The sequence below is a fragment of the Pseudochrobactrum mosebachae genome, assembly GCF_048914685.1.
Taxonomy (GTDB): domain Bacteria; phylum Pseudomonadota; class Alphaproteobacteria; order Rhizobiales; family Rhizobiaceae; genus Pseudochrobactrum.
Genome location: NZ_CP128408.1, coordinates 1,400,283 through 1,414,178, shown reverse-complemented (window position 1 = coordinate 1,414,178; position 13,896 = coordinate 1,400,283). Strand labels below are relative to the sequence as shown.

At 50.9% G+C, this 13,896-nt stretch carries 11 protein-coding genes and 1 riboswitch; of the genes, 6 read left to right on the top strand and 5 right to left on the bottom strand.

The genetic code is table 11. The features are described from left to right. The first annotated feature begins 202 nt into the window (after positions 1-202). From MP213Fo_RS06465 to MP213Fo_RS06445, 5 genes are all read left to right on the top strand, one after another. Positions 203-1,213, top strand: coding sequence for an Ldh family oxidoreductase (locus MP213Fo_RS06465; RefSeq protein ID WP_421090808.1), 1,011 nt, complete (start codon positions 203-205; stop codon positions 1,211-1,213). A 169-nt stretch (positions 1,214-1,382) separates the two neighbouring features. After that, positions 1,383-1,571, top strand: a riboswitch (cobalamin riboswitch). A gap of 170 nt (positions 1,572-1,741) precedes the next feature. Continuing rightward, a complete protein-coding gene (locus MP213Fo_RS06460; RefSeq protein WP_421090807.1) occupies positions 1,742-3,721 on the top strand; it encodes a TonB-dependent receptor plug domain-containing protein in 1,980 nt (659 codons plus the stop codon). 110 nt (positions 3,722-3,831) lie between these two features. After that, on the top strand, positions 3,832-4,626 hold the full coding sequence (locus MP213Fo_RS06455) for an ABC transporter substrate-binding protein (protein WP_421090806.1): 795 nt from the start codon (positions 3,832-3,834) through the stop codon (positions 4,624-4,626). Beyond that, positions 4,616-5,620 carry a FecCD family ABC transporter permease gene (locus MP213Fo_RS06450; RefSeq protein ID WP_421090805.1) on the top strand — a complete coding sequence of 335 codons (1,005 nt, stop codon included), beginning with the start codon at positions 4,616-4,618 and terminating at the stop codon, positions 5,618-5,620. Before MP213Fo_RS06455 ends, MP213Fo_RS06450 begins: the two co-directional genes overlap by 11 nt. Beyond that, positions 5,617-6,390, top strand: a complete 774-nt coding sequence (locus MP213Fo_RS06445; RefSeq protein WP_421090804.1) for an ABC transporter ATP-binding protein — start codon at positions 5,617-5,619, stop codon at positions 6,388-6,390. The genes MP213Fo_RS06450 and MP213Fo_RS06445 overlap by 4 nt, the downstream gene beginning before the upstream one ends. A 52-nt stretch (positions 6,391-6,442) precedes the next feature. Here the strand turns inward: MP213Fo_RS06445 and gyrB are convergent, their stop codons facing one another. Then, on the bottom strand, positions 6,443-8,917 hold the full coding sequence (gene gyrB / locus MP213Fo_RS06440; RefSeq protein ID WP_421090803.1) for a DNA topoisomerase (ATP-hydrolyzing) subunit B: 2,475 nt from the start codon (positions 8,915-8,917) through the stop codon (positions 6,443-6,445). Between the two features lie 347 nt (positions 8,918-9,264). On the opposite strand from gyrB, the gene MP213Fo_RS06435 reads away from it, so the two are divergent. Next, the gene (locus MP213Fo_RS06435) at positions 9,265-10,641 is read left to right on the top strand and encodes a cytochrome P450 (RefSeq protein ID WP_421090802.1); all 1,377 of its coding nucleotides are present in this window, start codon (positions 9,265-9,267) and stop codon (positions 10,639-10,641) included. A gap of 36 nt (positions 10,642-10,677) precedes the next feature. Here the strand turns inward: MP213Fo_RS06435 and fghA are convergent, their stop codons facing one another. The 4 genes from fghA to MP213Fo_RS06415 are packed head-to-tail and all read right to left on the bottom strand — an operon-like array spanning position 10,678 to position 13,761. Beyond that, on the bottom strand, positions 10,678-11,517 hold the full coding sequence (fghA, locus tag MP213Fo_RS06430) for an S-formylglutathione hydrolase (RefSeq protein WP_421090801.1): 840 nt from the start codon (positions 11,515-11,517) through the stop codon (positions 10,678-10,680). Between the two features lie 8 nt (positions 11,518-11,525). After that, positions 11,526-12,185, bottom strand: coding sequence for a DUF1345 domain-containing protein (locus MP213Fo_RS06425; RefSeq protein WP_421090800.1), 660 nt, complete (start codon positions 12,183-12,185; stop codon positions 11,526-11,528). Then, positions 12,182-12,649 carry a GNAT family N-acetyltransferase gene (locus MP213Fo_RS06420; RefSeq protein WP_421090799.1) on the bottom strand — a complete coding sequence of 156 codons (468 nt, stop codon included), beginning with the start codon at positions 12,647-12,649 and terminating at the stop codon, positions 12,182-12,184. The genes MP213Fo_RS06425 and MP213Fo_RS06420 overlap by 4 nt, the downstream gene beginning before the upstream one ends. Next, on the bottom strand, positions 12,649-13,761 hold the full coding sequence (locus MP213Fo_RS06415) for an S-(hydroxymethyl)glutathione dehydrogenase/class III alcohol dehydrogenase (RefSeq protein ID WP_421090798.1): 1,113 nt from the start codon (positions 13,759-13,761) through the stop codon (positions 12,649-12,651). Before MP213Fo_RS06415 ends, MP213Fo_RS06420 begins: the two co-directional genes overlap by 1 nt. Positions 13,762-13,896: the final 135 nt, after the last annotated feature.

The following is a 13,896-nucleotide window of genomic DNA, read 5'->3' as shown; positions in this document are numbered from 1 at the left end:
CTGATCGTTACCCACTCTAGTGACGCTGAAAATACAAACATGTTGGACAAACAGACTGAACAATAGGCTGCGGTTTGATCTGTCTCTTTGCATCCTTTATGAGGGAAACATCAACTTGCTGTTTTGCAATAACTGCGTTAGTTGTCTGATATATTAGGCTCCGTCTCAATCGGAGCGCGCTTGCATGGAGGATGCCGCAATCATGACTGAGACCGTTACTATCACTCTGGATGAAGCCTATCATTTGGCTGCGGAAAAATTTATTAAGCTCGGCTTGTCGAAAGACCATGCGGAGGCCAATGCGAGGCTTTTGCAAACCTGCCAGCGTGACGAGTGCGATTCTCATGGTTTGTATCGGGTTCTGAGCTGCGCGCAGACGATTAAGACCGGTGCTGTGGTGCTGGATGCCGTGCCAGAGCTGGAAGACCGCGCCGGTGGTATTGTACGGGTTGATGCCAAGGGCGGCTATTCATTGCTGGCTTTTGAAAAAGGCTTGCCAGTGCTGGTTGAAAAAGCCCGCACACAGGGCATTGCCGCTATGGCGATTAACAATTGCGTTCATTTTTCTGCATTGTGGCCTGAAGTTGAAATGCTGGCCGAGCAGGGTCTGGTATCCTTGGCTATGGTGCCGAGCCATGCATGGGTTGCACCTGCGGGTGGCAAGACCGGAGTGTTTGGTACCAATCCGATTGCTTTTGGCTGGCCGCGTGCGGATAATTTTCCTTTCATCTTCGACTTTGCCACCAGTGCAGCTGCGCGCGGCGAGATCGAGCTGTATCGCCGTGCCGGAAAAGCCATTCCACTCGGTTGGGCAGTTGATAAGGATGGCGAGCCAACCACCGATGCGCAGGCAGCAATGGAAGGCGCGATGCTCACTTTCGGCAGCTATAAAGGCTCAGCCCTTTCGGCAATGGTTGAGTTGCTTGCAGGGCCTTTGATCGGTGATATGCTGAGCCTTGAATCTCAGGCTTGGGACAATGGCCGCGGCGCAACCCCACTGCATGGTGAAATTTTAATTGCATTTAATCCGGAATCATTTCTGGGTGCAGCCATGGCAGAACATATGGGGCGCGCTGAAACCATGTTCTCAGCAATCACAGATCAGGGCGCACGCCTGCCTTCGCAGCGCCGTTATGAGGCACGCAAACGCAGCCTTGAAACCGGTACAGTGACGATTCCTAAAAAACTTTATGATGATATTTCTGCTTTGTAAGAACATCGAGAGCAGTTTCAGGAAAAATGGGAGCCGGTTTTCCTGCTTCAAAGCAAAGTAAAAACGCTCTCTCGCGGTATCACCTTGATACTGCGGCACAATCAACACGCCCCGCGGTTAAATTCATACGACTAATGTTAAAGAATTGACCGCGGGGCACTGCGTTGTTATCGCTGTTTACGGAAATGGTTTTGCCTAATGAAGGCAAATGAAAAGGGAACACGGTGTTAATCCGTGACTGCCCCCGCAACTGTAAGCGGTGAGCGAGCTCCGATATGCCACTGCCGATCCGGCGGGAAGGCGGAGTTTTCGCAATGACCCGTAAGTCAGGAGACCTGCCTTTCCGGTCACCAGTCTGTGCACGAGGGGTGTGCAGGCGCGGACGTCCGTGACGGTGACATTGTTAAAAATGTTGCCGCATGCGGATTTGCTGTTTAATCAGTTTGTTTTCATTGCGGTTTTTGTAATTTGTAGATGGTGAATAATGCCGTGAGCGGCGCTTCATTGTCTGATTAATGGCGGGACGGCATGACACGTAATCTGTTGCAGAATAAAAAATCAGTTTTAGCGCTTGGGACCACCTTGGCTGTGCTCAGCTTTGGCAATGCTTTTGCCGAGCAAAAGCAGCAGGATGAAATCCAGCTCAAGGAAATCCTGGTCACGGCTGGCCGCACGCCGATTGAAGAGGGTAAGACAGGCCGTGCCGTTACTGTGATCACCGGCAAGCAGCTTGAGCAAAACCAGGTGCGCTATGTAGCTGACGCGTTGCGTCAGGTGCCGGGTTTTGCTGTGTCACGAACCGGTTCTTATGGCGGTTTAACACAAGTACGTGTGCGTGGTGCAGAGGCCAATCACTTGCTGGTGATGATTGATGGTGTCGAGGCCGGAAGCCCGTCAGATGGTGAGTTTGATTTTGGCGGAATGCTGGCCACTGATATTGAACGTATTGAAATTCTCCGTGGGCCGCAAAGTGCGTTCTGGGGCTCAAATGCTCTTGCCGGAGTAGTCAATATTATAACGAAAACCGGCAAACGTGATGGTTTTAAACTGAGCGGTACGACTGAGTTTGGAACTGATAAAACCTGGCTTGGTGGTCTTCAGCTACGGGGTGGTGCAGAGCATTATGACATGTCACTTGCAGCAACCTATCGCAGAACGGATGGCTTTAATATTTCTTCGCTGGGGAGTGAAAAAGATGGTGATGAAAATCTGACACTTAATGGCAAGGTCAATATTGATCTGAGTGATGATGCGAAGCTGGATGCTAATATACGGTTTATTAATCGTAAGGCAGAAACTGATGGCACAGGCCCTTGGTCACCTGCAATTGGCAATGGCACTATTCTAGACACAGATGAATATAGCAAAGTACGTGAAATCATGGGGTCAGTTGGACTGACCTGGAATGCGCTGGATGGTGCATTAACGCAAAAGTTGCGTTTCAACGGCTCTGATGCTGAGCGTAAAAATTATGAAAATAAAGCCTATACGAGGGGTAATGATGGTCAGCGTTATGGCGGTTCATATCAGGCAACTTATGCCTTTGATACACCGACATTTGCAGAGGCCCATCATAAGATTACAGGTGGTGTTGAGTGGAAAAAGGAAGCTTACCGCCAAAACCCATCATTGAATGATATGCTGTTCCCGGTAGATCCTGCTCAGTTCGATCAACATAAGCGCTCTACCTTCAGCGTTGTCGGTGAATATAATGGCGAATTTGCTGATCAGTTCTATCTTAATCTTGGCCTTCGTCATGATGTTAATAAAGAGTTTGACGATGCATCAACTGTTTCACTCAGCGGCGCATGGGCAATACCTGATACACAGGCACGTCTACATGCCTCAATCGGAACTGGCGTTACCAATCCGACCTTTGATGAGCAGTTTGGTTATTATCCAAATAGCTTTATTGGCAATCCAAACCTCAAGCCTGAAAAGAGCTTAGGTTGGGATATCGGTCTGGAATATGGGTTCTTTGGCGGCTTGTTAGTAACTGACGTCACCTATTTCAATCAGGATTTGCGTGATGAGATTGTGACCGTCTTCAATCCTGACTATACTTCTACTGTTAAAAATCTGACTGATAAAAGCCGTCGTCATGGCGTTGAATTAGCCGCTACGCTTAATATTTTCCATGGCTTTACTGCAGGTGGTAGCTACACTTACACGTCTTCGCGTGATGGTGATGGCAATGTTGAAGCACGGCGTCCCCGCCATTCCGGAGCCTTGAATGTGGCCTATACTTTCTATGAAGATCGTGCACGCCTGTTTGGTGAGGCGGTCTTTAATGGTAAGATGGAAGACAATGTCTTTGTAAACGGTTTGCCACCGCACACGACGCTGAACAGCTATACTGTTGTCAATATCGGTGGCAGTTATAAATTCACCGACAAGCTGGAAGGTTATGCCCGTATCGAAAACCTGTTCGACAAAAAATATCAGGAAGTCTACGGTTATAATACACCGGGTCGTGGTGCGTTTGCCGGTTTGAAAGCATCCTTTTAAGCATGGTGCGTTTAACCGCAATTCTCCAATTGACCAAGAGGCAGGCCGTATGCGCGGCTTGCCTTTTTGGCTTTTTAAGCCTGATGGTTTTGCAGAGTGCGGCGCAAAATATGCCTGAGCGCGTTATGTCTTTGAACCTCTGTACAGATATTCTGGCGCTGTCATTGGCTGAAACACAACAACTTATCTCAGTCAGCACGATTGCTGCTGATCCGGTATCATCACCGGTGGCAGAACAAGCCTTGGCCTATCAGCTTAATCATGCACGGCTTGAGGAGATTCTGGCGCTGAGGCCCGATCTGGTTCTGGCCTCGGTTTTTACGGCACCTGAAAAACTGGCTGTGCTGGAGCAGGCCGGTATCAGGGTTGAGCGCTTTGGATATGCCTCGAATTTTGCGGATATTCGCGAGCAGATCAAGCAGATGGGGGAGGCTTTGGGGCAGCAGACCAAAGCGGCAGCACAGATTGAAGACATTGATGCTACGATTATTGCGCTGCAGAAAGGCCGAAATTCTGCCGCAAAACCACTGACAGCCATTCTTTATGAACCGAACGGCTTTACCTCCGGCGGCGGCACATTGGCCGATGAAACTCTGCGCTTGCTCGGTGTCACTAATCTTGGTGCTGAAAATAGCAGTTTTGCTTCAGGTCGCGTCGGGTTGGAGGCCTTGGTGCAATTGCATCCTGATCTGATCATCGTACCGGAGTTTTATAACAAGCCCGCGCTGGCCTATCAGAATTATACCCATCCGGTAATGGGGTTCTTAACCGGCACAAACGGTAAAAACTTACAGCAGGTTTCAATACCGATGCGCTACTGGTCTTGCGGTTCGGTCTATACACTTGAGGCCGCAAAACTGTTAAAAGCTGCGATTAACGCTCAGGAGAGCAATCATGCACGATAACCGGCGCTATCACTTACTGCTCGGTATTTTGCTGGTGTTGCTCACCGGCCTGTTTTTATTGTCATTGCTGACGGGCAGCGCGCCGGTCAGCTTTCGTCAAGGGCTTACCGGATTATTCGGCTATGGTGACAGTGATACGGTATTGATTATGCAGCAATTGCGCTTGCCGCGCGCGCTGCTGGGATTGATGATCGGTGTAACACTCGGGCTGTCCGGCGCTGCTTTGCAAGGTTATTTGCGCAACCCTTTAGCTGAACCCGGCTTACTTGGTGTAAGCTCTGCCGCGTCTCTCGGCGCTGTGCTGGCTCTATATAGCGGTATGTCGTTATGGTTTCCGCTCAGCTTGCCGCTGATGGCCTTGAGTTTTGCGCTGGTGGCCGTGCTTTTGGTGCAGTTTCTGGCGGGCAATGGCGGCTCTACACTCACAGTTATTCTTGCAGGTGTCGCAGTTTCGGCGTTTGCCGGTGCCTTAACATCACTGGCATTGAGCCTTGCGCCTAACCCGTTTGCGCTGATGGAAATCGTGTTCTGGATGCTGGGTTCACTCAATGACCGCTCAATGATGCATGTCTGGCTGGCTCTACCATTTATGATCGTGGGTTGGGTCTTGTTATTCATGTCCGGCCGTTCACTGGATGCACTGACTTTGGGGCAAGAGACTGCGGCGAGTATGGGCGTTGATCTGCGTAAAACTCAGTTTCTGGTGGTGGTTGGTACTGCCATTGCCGTTGGCAGCGGCACTGCGGTTGCTGGCGCCATCGGCTTTATTGGCCTGTTAGTACCGCATGTGCTGCGCCCATTGGTTGGCTCGCGTCCTTCGCATTTGCTGCTGGTCTCCGCATTGGGTGGCGGGGTTATGCTGCTTGCCGCAGATATTTTTGTGCGGCTGGTGATGCCGGATAAAGATTTGAAGCTCGGTGTTATCACCGCTTTGATCGGCGCGCCGTTTTTTCTGCATCTGGTTTGGAAATTACGCAAAGGAGCAGAAATTTGAGCCTTTTACACGTAAAAAACCTCTCGGTTCACCGTCAAAAACAGGTGGTTCTTGAAGATATTTCATTCACGGTCAATGAAGGCGAATTCATCGGCCTGATCGGGCCGAATGGTGCAGGAAAATCAACTTTACTGCGCGCTATTCTCAGCCAGCTGCCTTATCAAGGCAAGGTAGTTTTGAGCGGGCAGGAAAGCGCACAGACCAGCCATGGTGAGCGGGCAAAGATACTGTCTTATATTGCACAAAGCCGCGAGATCGGCTGGAATGTTACCGTGGAAACGCTGGTCAGCCTCGGGCGGCTTGCCAGTTTAACGCGATTTTCCGGTATGACAGCACAAGACCGGCAGCAGGTCTTGGCAGCAATGGCAGCATTAAAGGTGCAGCATCTGGCAGATAAACCGGCACGTGAATTGTCTGGGGGTGAGCAGGCCAGAGCCTTAATTGCACGTGCGGTTGCGCAGGATGCGCCACTGATGCTGGCCGATGAACCAGTGGCAGGGCTCGATCCCGCCCACCAGATAGCGCTGATGCAAACCTTGTCTGATCATGCCGCGAGTGGCCGCAGTATTATCTGTACCCTGCATGATCTGGGCTTAGCAGCACGCTGGTGCACGCGGTTTATTCTGCTGAAAGAAGGCAGGCTTGTTGCCGATGGCACACCGTCTGAAATCCTGACGCCGGATAGTGTGCGCGATCTTTATGGCGTTGAGATTTATCGCGCTGTAACGCCCGACGGCCTGATTATACAACCCACTTCTATCGTTCAATAAAAAAGCCGCCTCACAGAGTGGGGCGGCTTTTTTATTAATTATATCACGGCGCTTACACGTCGAGATTGGCAACATTCAGCGCATTATCCTGAATGAATTCACGGCGTGGTTCCACATCATCGCCCATCAGGCGTGAGAACAGAGCATCAGCACTGGTCGCATCCGGTACTTTAACCTGCAACAGCGAGCGGGCATCGGGATCAAGCGTGGTTTCCCAAAGCTGCTCGGCGTTCATTTCGCCAAGACCTTTATAACGCTGCAATGACAGGCCTTTACGGCCGGTGGCAAAAATAGCTTCCAGCAACTGAATGGCACCGGACACAACTTCATTCTTATCTTTGCGACGCAGAACCGGCGGTGTGGCATAGATTTCAGTCAGTCGCTCGCTGAAACGATCAAGCTGACGGGCATCCGCAGAGCCGAGCAATGCCATGTCAATCATGGCTGTGTCTTTAACACCGCGCAGCATCCGCTCGAAACGGAAACCATCTTGCGGTGAATATGAGCCGCTCCAGCCGCGTTCCATATCCTCGGCAATCATGTCGAGGCGTTTGGCAACAGCGTCGGCAAGGGCTTGCGCTTTTGCAGGATCGTTTGATGCTTCAACATTCATGGCACCGGCAATTGTTGCCTGCTCCACGACTGCACGGTCATAACGGGTGTGCAGACCGGCGAGCAATGTGCGCATATTACGTGCATCATTAACCACCGACATCAGATCGGCACCGGCACGCACTTCACCATTACCAAGCGACAATGAAGCTTCTTCCAGGCCGGTTTCGATCAGGAAGTTTTCGAAGGCTGCTTCATCCTTGATATATTGCGAAGACTTGCCGCGTGTCACTTTATAGAGTGGTGGCTGAGCAATATAAATATGGCCACGCTCGATTAGCTCCGGCATTTGGCGGAAGAAGAAGGTGAGCAGCAAGGTACGAATATGTGCACCATCGACGTCAGCATCCGTCATGATAATAATTTTATGATAGCGCAACTTGTCAATATTGAAGCCGTTATTCTCATCCTTACCAATGGATGTACCCAGCGCCATAATCAGCGTGCCGATCTGGTCTGATGAGAGCATACGGTCAAAGCGGGCGCGTTCAACGTTCAGGATTTTACCGCGCAGAGGCAGAATAGCCTGGTTTTGACGTGAGCGTCCGCCTTTGGCAGAGCCACCGGCTGAGTCACCCTCAACGATGAAGATTTCAGACTTTGCCGGATCGCGCTCCTGACAATCCGCGAGCTTGCCCGGCAGTGAGGTAATGTCAAGCACACCTTTACGTCGGGTCAGATCGCGGGCTTTACGGGCAGCTTCACGTGCAGCGGCAGCTTCCACCACCTTGCTCATCAGCACCTTGGCTTCACTTGGGTGCTCTTCCAGCCATGATGAAAGCGCTTCATTAACAAGGCTTTCAACAATAGGGCGCACTTCCGAGGAAACCAGCTTGTCTTTGGTCTGTGAAGAGAATTTAGGATCCGGAACTTTAACCGAAAGCACAGCAGTCAGACCTTCACGGCAATCATCTGCCGTAAGGTTTACTTTTTCTTTTTTAGCTGTGCCTGAGCTTTCTGCGTAACCGGTCATCTGACGGGTCAGCGCACCACGGAAACCGGCCAGATGGGTACCACCGTCGCGCTGCGGAATGTTATTGGTAAAGCATAATACCCGCTCGTGATAAGTATCGTTCCACCACATCGCGACTTCAACGGTCATGCCGTCTTTCTCGCTGATGATATAAATTGGTTCTTGCAGTAGCGGCTTTTTGGTCTGGTCGAGATATTTAACAAATTCCTGCAGACCGCCGTCATAATGCAATTCTTGTTCAATCACGTCAGCATGACGTTTATCGATCAATCTGATGCGCACACCCGAGTTCAGAAACGCCAATTCGCGCAGACGGCGCTCAAGCGTGTCATAATCAAAATTCACCATGGTGAATGTTTCAGGCGATGGCAGGAAGCTGACTTCTGTTCCTGTTTCATCACCGGCATCGCCGGTCACGATCAGCGGGGAATCGGCCACACCATGGGTAAAACTCATTTCATGAATTTTACCGGCACGGCGAATTTTTAATCTAAGCCAGATCGACAGCGCATTAACCACAGAAACGCCAACACCATGCAGGCCACCGGAAACTTTATAGGAGTTCTGATCGAATTTACCACCGGCATGCAGCTGGGTCATAATAACTTCAGCAGCTGAAACGCCTTCTTCCTTATGAATATCGGTCGGAATGCCGCGGCCGTTATCGGTAACCGTGCAGGAGCCGTCGGCATTTAGTGTCACGGTCACAAGCGTTGCATGTCCTGCCAGAGTCTCATCGATAGCATTGTCAACGACTTCATAAACCATGTGATGCAGACCGGAGCCGTCATCGGTATCACCGATATACATGCCAGGACGCTTACGTACGGCATCAAGCCCCTTCAGAACGCGGATGGAATCTGCGCCATATTCTGCAGGGGTAGTCGCATCAATATCTGCGGAAAGGTTCTCGCCTTGAGGATTTTCTGGTGTCTCGCTCATGAAAGACTTTCGTTAGCGTTGCCGTAGGGCTGCTGCCGTCCGGTAAAATAGTGTGTCGATTATATGTTTCCGGAGGCTGGGAAAGCCGAAAAATCCCTGAAACGAATCAAGCTTGAATTATTACTTTAATATAGTCGCTGCAGGCCATTTTACCAAATTTTACTACCGAAATTTGATGTAATTCCTATGTTTTATACGCATCAGAGCAAATAAGATTTTTCCGTTCTAATTATCAAAAAACTGCGGACACTTTTTTGGCCTTAAATTATTTCTATATTGTTTGGAAGGAGCACGGGATGCCGGTCCGGCATGTCGGCAATGTTTGATCTCTCAAAAAGGGTAGCATCATGACAAAGCCTTTTATACCACCAGCGCCTATACCGCGCAAAGATCCTGTCGGCCGGTTGGAGCTGATGCGTATTGTCTATCGAAATCCTTTGGAATTATGGGGTGAGCCTTCCTATAACGAGCCTTGGGTAGAGGTTAGCTGGTTAGGTATGCGTACCATCATTGCCAATGATCCGGCGCTGATCCGCCATGTTCTGGTTGATAATCCGCAAAACTATCCGATGTCTACCATCCGCCAGCGTGTGCTGCGTCCGATCCTGCGTGATGGCTTGCTGACCGCAGAAGGCACGACATGGCGGCGTTCGCGCAAGGCTATGGCACCCGTATTTACGCCGCGCCATATTCATGGTTTTGCAGAAGGCATGCTGAAAAGCACCAAGAGCTTTACCGCCCGCTATCAGACCTCAGGCCTCATCAGCGATATCTCCCGTGATATGACCCTGCTGACCTATGACATTCTGGCCGAAACCCTGTTTTCCGGTGAAATTGCCGGGGATCCGAAGGAGTTTGCGCACCAGACCGACCGGTTGTTTGAAACTATGGGGCGTGTTGACCCGTTTGATCTGCTCGGTGCACCTGATTGGGTGCCGCGGTTTACGCAATTGCGTGGCCGCCGCTCGCTGGCATTTTTCCGCTCAATTGTCGGTGAAACGATCACCGTGCGGAAAGGTAAAATGCGCCGCGGAGAAGCGGTTCCAAGCGATTTTCTGACTTTGCTGCTGCAGGCCGAAACCAGCGAGGAAAAGCCGGACGGACTTTCGCGGGATGAGATTGAAGATAATCTGATCACATTCATTGGCGCCGGCCATGAAACCACGGCGCGGGCCTTGGGCTGGACATTGTATTTATTGGCCCAGTCACCGGAAGAACGCGATCTGGTGGAGGCGGAAATTGATGATTTCATTAAGAGATCAGAAAATGTTGCGCCCCATCAATGGCTTGAAAAGCTGCCTTTAACGCGGGCTGTCTTTGAGGAGGCTATGCGGCTTTATCCGCCGGCACCTTCCATCAACCGTGAAGCGCTGGAAGATGACCGGTTCGGCGACCTTAAAATACCGGCAGGCACTGCCATTATTGTCATGCCTTGGACGATCCACCGTCATCGCAAATATTGGGACAATCCTGAAGCGTTTATTCCCTCACGGTTTCACCCTGAAAACCGTGACAAGATTGACCGTTTTCAATATTTGCCGTTTGGTGCGGGGCCGCGTGTGTGTATTGGCGGTAGTTTTGCCATGCAGGAGGCGGTGATTGTTTTGGCCACACTGCTGTCACAGCACCGGTTTGAAATGGTCGGCGATATCCAGCCATGGCCGGTGCAAAAACTGACCACGCAGCCGCAGGGCGGCTTGCTGATGAAGGTCACTAAAAGATAATAAAAAGCCCCTTTAACGGGGCTTTTTATTAGGATTTTATGCGTTTTTCAAACGATCTGCATGCCAGCGCAAATGCTCATCCATAAATGTCGAGATGAAGTAATAAGAATGGTCATATCCCTCACGCATATTCAGTGTGAGCGGGATATTGGCCTGTTTGCAGGCTGCTTCCAGCAACCATGGGCGCAAACCGTCATCAAGAAAACTATCGGCAGTTCCCTGATCAACCAGCAAGTCTTTGATGCGGTACCCGTCTTCAATCAGGCTGGTGGCATCATATGCGCGCCAATCTGCCGGATTTGAGCCGAGATATTTTTCAAAAGCCGGCTTTGACCAACCCGCGGTTGAAGGCTGAGCAATTGGTGCAAAGGCTGAAACAGATTTGAAACGCTCAGGATTGCGCAATGCAATGGTGATCGCACCATGCCCGCCCATTGAGTGGCCGGTAATGCTCTGACGGCTCATATCAAGCGCAAAACTCTGTGCGATCAAGGCTGGCAGCTCTTCTTCTATATAGCGTGCCATTTGATAATGCTGGCTGAAGGGAGCCTGTGTGGCATTGAGATAAAAGCCTGCTCCTTGGCCGAATTGCCAGTTATCTTTGTCATCCGGCACATTGTCGCCGCGCGGGCTGGTATCAGGGCAAAGAACCGCAATACCGAGCTCTGCTGCCAGCCGGCGATATTCGCCTTTATCCATCACATTTTGATGCGTGCAGGTAAGGCCTGAAAGATACCACAGTACCGGCACCGGACCATGTTCTGCCTGTGGTGGCAAAAACAGTGAAAAAGTCATGTCGCAATTGGTGGTGCTGCTTTTATGACGGTAAACGCCCTGCGTGCCGCCAAAGACCTTTGCTGTAGAAACAGTATCCATGAATAATCCTAACTCCCGAGTGCCACAGCAACATTAACAGCTGCAGCAACCAGCACGGTATTGAAGAAGAACGAGACGATTGCATGCAGCACATTAACCCGCCGCATCGCCGATGTTGTGATATTGGTATCTGATGTCTGGGCAGTCATGCCAATGACATAGGAGAAGTAAACAAAATCCGAGCCGCAGGGTTGCGCAGTGCCGGGAAATGCCAGCCCGCCGCGAGGTTGCCGCTCAGCGGTTTTCAAACCGCCTGCAGACAGATCCGGTTGCCAGAACAGATGAGCATAATGGATTGCCGACATCATGTGAATGGTCAGCCAGCCAAGCGGCACCGCTGCCAGCGTGACAGTGAGCGACAGGGTATCAGGAAACGGTTTCTGATTGATCAGAATAAACAATGCGATTACCGCGATGATGATGGCGGCGATCGTGACCAGAAAAATCAGCCAAACCGGCTCATCCGTGCTGGCGGCATGTTTTTTTAAATGCGCTGCTGTCATATGTGGCAAGATGATTAGCGCCAGCAGCATATAGAGGATGAAAAAACAATTGGCGGCAATCACCGGAGCCAAAGCGCGGGCCAGCAGGCTGCTGGTGAGAAATGCTGCCACACCGCCTGCCGCTGCAATATAAAAAATCATATGACGGCGCAGCAGTATTTTCATCTTTTAGCCCCGGCTTGTGGTTCCAGACGCATATCAATATGGGGAATATCATCTTCAAGATAGATGTCTGAAACCGGCACAAAACCGAAAGCTGCATAGAAATTTTGCAGATGGCTTTGACCGCCAAGCTCAATAGCCTGCTGAGGGAAGCGCTGTTGTGCAAAAGCCACGGCTTCATGCATCAGCCGCTGGCCGAGTTTGTGGCCGCGATAATCGGGCGCGACCACAACCCTGCCGATTTTCACCGGCTGGTCATGTTCTGGTGGCAGAACCCGCAAGCAGGCTGCGAGTTCATCACCATCCGTAATCCGCAGATGAAAAGCATCAATATCCTTGCCATCTATCTCTGCAAAAGCACAATCTTGCTCAACAACGAAGACATCCATGCGCAATTTAAGCATTGCATAAAGTGCGCGTGGTGTCAGATCATCGATTGCGTGCCAGTGAGAGATAAATACTGGCATCAGAATGTAATCACCGAGCGGATTGATTTGCCTTCATGCATCAAATCAAACGCAGTGTTGATTTCATCAAGCGGCATTTTATGGGTGATCAGATCATCAATATTGATCTTGCCATCCATGTACCAGTCAACAATTTTAGGCACATCGGTACGACCGCGCGCGCCGCCAAAGGCAGTACCTTTCCATGTCCGGCCGGTTACCAGCTGGAACGGACGGGTGGAGATTTCCTTGCCTGCTTCAGCAACGCCGATGATGATCGATTCACCCCAGCCGCGATGGCTGCATTCCAGCGCCTGACGCATCACATCAGTATTGCCGGTGGCATCAAAGGTGTAATCTGCGCCGCCGTCAGTCAGATCCTGAATGGCCTGCACAACCTTGTCATTGCCGATCTCACGCGGATTGACGAAATCGGTCATGCCGAATTTTTTCGCCATTTCAACTTTGCCCGGATTGATATCAACGCCGATAATCTTATCCGCGCCAACCATGCGGGCGCCTTGAATCACATTGAGGCCGATACCGCCGAGGCCAAACACCACAACGCTGGAACCCGGACGCACTTTTGCAGTGTAAATCACAGCGCCAATACCGGTGGTTACGCCGCAGCCAATATAGCAGATCTTGTCGAAAGGCGCATCTTCGCGCACTTTTGCCAATGCGATTTCCGGCAATACGGTGAAATTCGAAAAGGTGGAGCAACCCATATAATGGAATACTTCGCCGCCATCACACGAAAAGCGCGATGTGCGGTCCGGCATCAGGCCGAGACCCTGTGTCGAGCGGATCGAGGTGCAAAGATTGGAGCGCTGTGACAAACAGGTTTTGCACGAGCGGCATTCCGGTGTGTAAAGCGGAATAACATGATCGCCGGGGCGCAGTGAGGTCACGCCTGCGCCGACTTCACGCACAATGCCGGCACCTTCATGGCCGAGAATGGCCGGAAACTTGCCTTCAGAATCAAGGCCGGACAAAGTATAGGCATCCGTGTGACACACACCGGTTGCCATGATTTCCACCAGAACTTCACCGGCTTTAGGGCCGCCGATATCAATAGTTTCAATGGTTAGCGGTTTGTTGGCTTCCCAGGCGACAGCAGCGCGTGATTTCATAAGAATGGCTCTCCGTAATATGATCGGTCATGTTGGTGCACTATCCCGATCTGTCACCTGTTCGTCAACGATGCGGGCGACATTTCCTGTTGCAATCATTAAGCTATAGTCTTGTATCTTATAAAGCTCTTGCCT

Coding starts and splice junctions, on each gene's coding strand:
- fghA (WP_421090801.1), bottom strand. CDS start 11,517: ATGGATACTGTTTCTACAGCAAAGGTCTTTGGCGGCACGCAGGGCGTT.
- gyrB (WP_421090803.1), bottom strand. CDS start 8,917: ATGAGCGAGACACCAGAAAATCCTCAAGGCGAGAACCTTTCCGCAGAT.
- MP213Fo_RS06425 (WP_421090800.1), bottom strand. CDS start 12,185: ATGAAAATACTGCTGCGCCGTCATATGATTTTTTATATTGCAGCGGCA.
- MP213Fo_RS06465 (WP_421090808.1), top strand. CDS start 203: ATGACTGAGACCGTTACTATCACTCTGGATGAAGCCTATCATTTGGCT.
- MP213Fo_RS06455 (WP_421090806.1), top strand. CDS start 3,832: ATGCCTGAGCGCGTTATGTCTTTGAACCTCTGTACAGATATTCTGGCG.
- MP213Fo_RS06435 (WP_421090802.1), top strand. CDS start 9,265: ATGACAAAGCCTTTTATACCACCAGCGCCTATACCGCGCAAAGATCCT.
- MP213Fo_RS06420 (WP_421090799.1), bottom strand. CDS start 12,649: ATGCCAGTATTTATCTCTCACTGGCACGCAATCGATGATCTGACACCA.
- MP213Fo_RS06415 (WP_421090798.1), bottom strand. CDS start 13,761: ATGAAATCACGCGCTGCTGTCGCCTGGGAAGCCAACAAACCGCTAACC.
- MP213Fo_RS06460 (WP_421090807.1), top strand. CDS start 1,742: ATGACACGTAATCTGTTGCAGAATAAAAAATCAGTTTTAGCGCTTGGG.
- MP213Fo_RS06450 (WP_421090805.1), top strand. CDS start 4,616: ATGCACGATAACCGGCGCTATCACTTACTGCTCGGTATTTTGCTGGTG.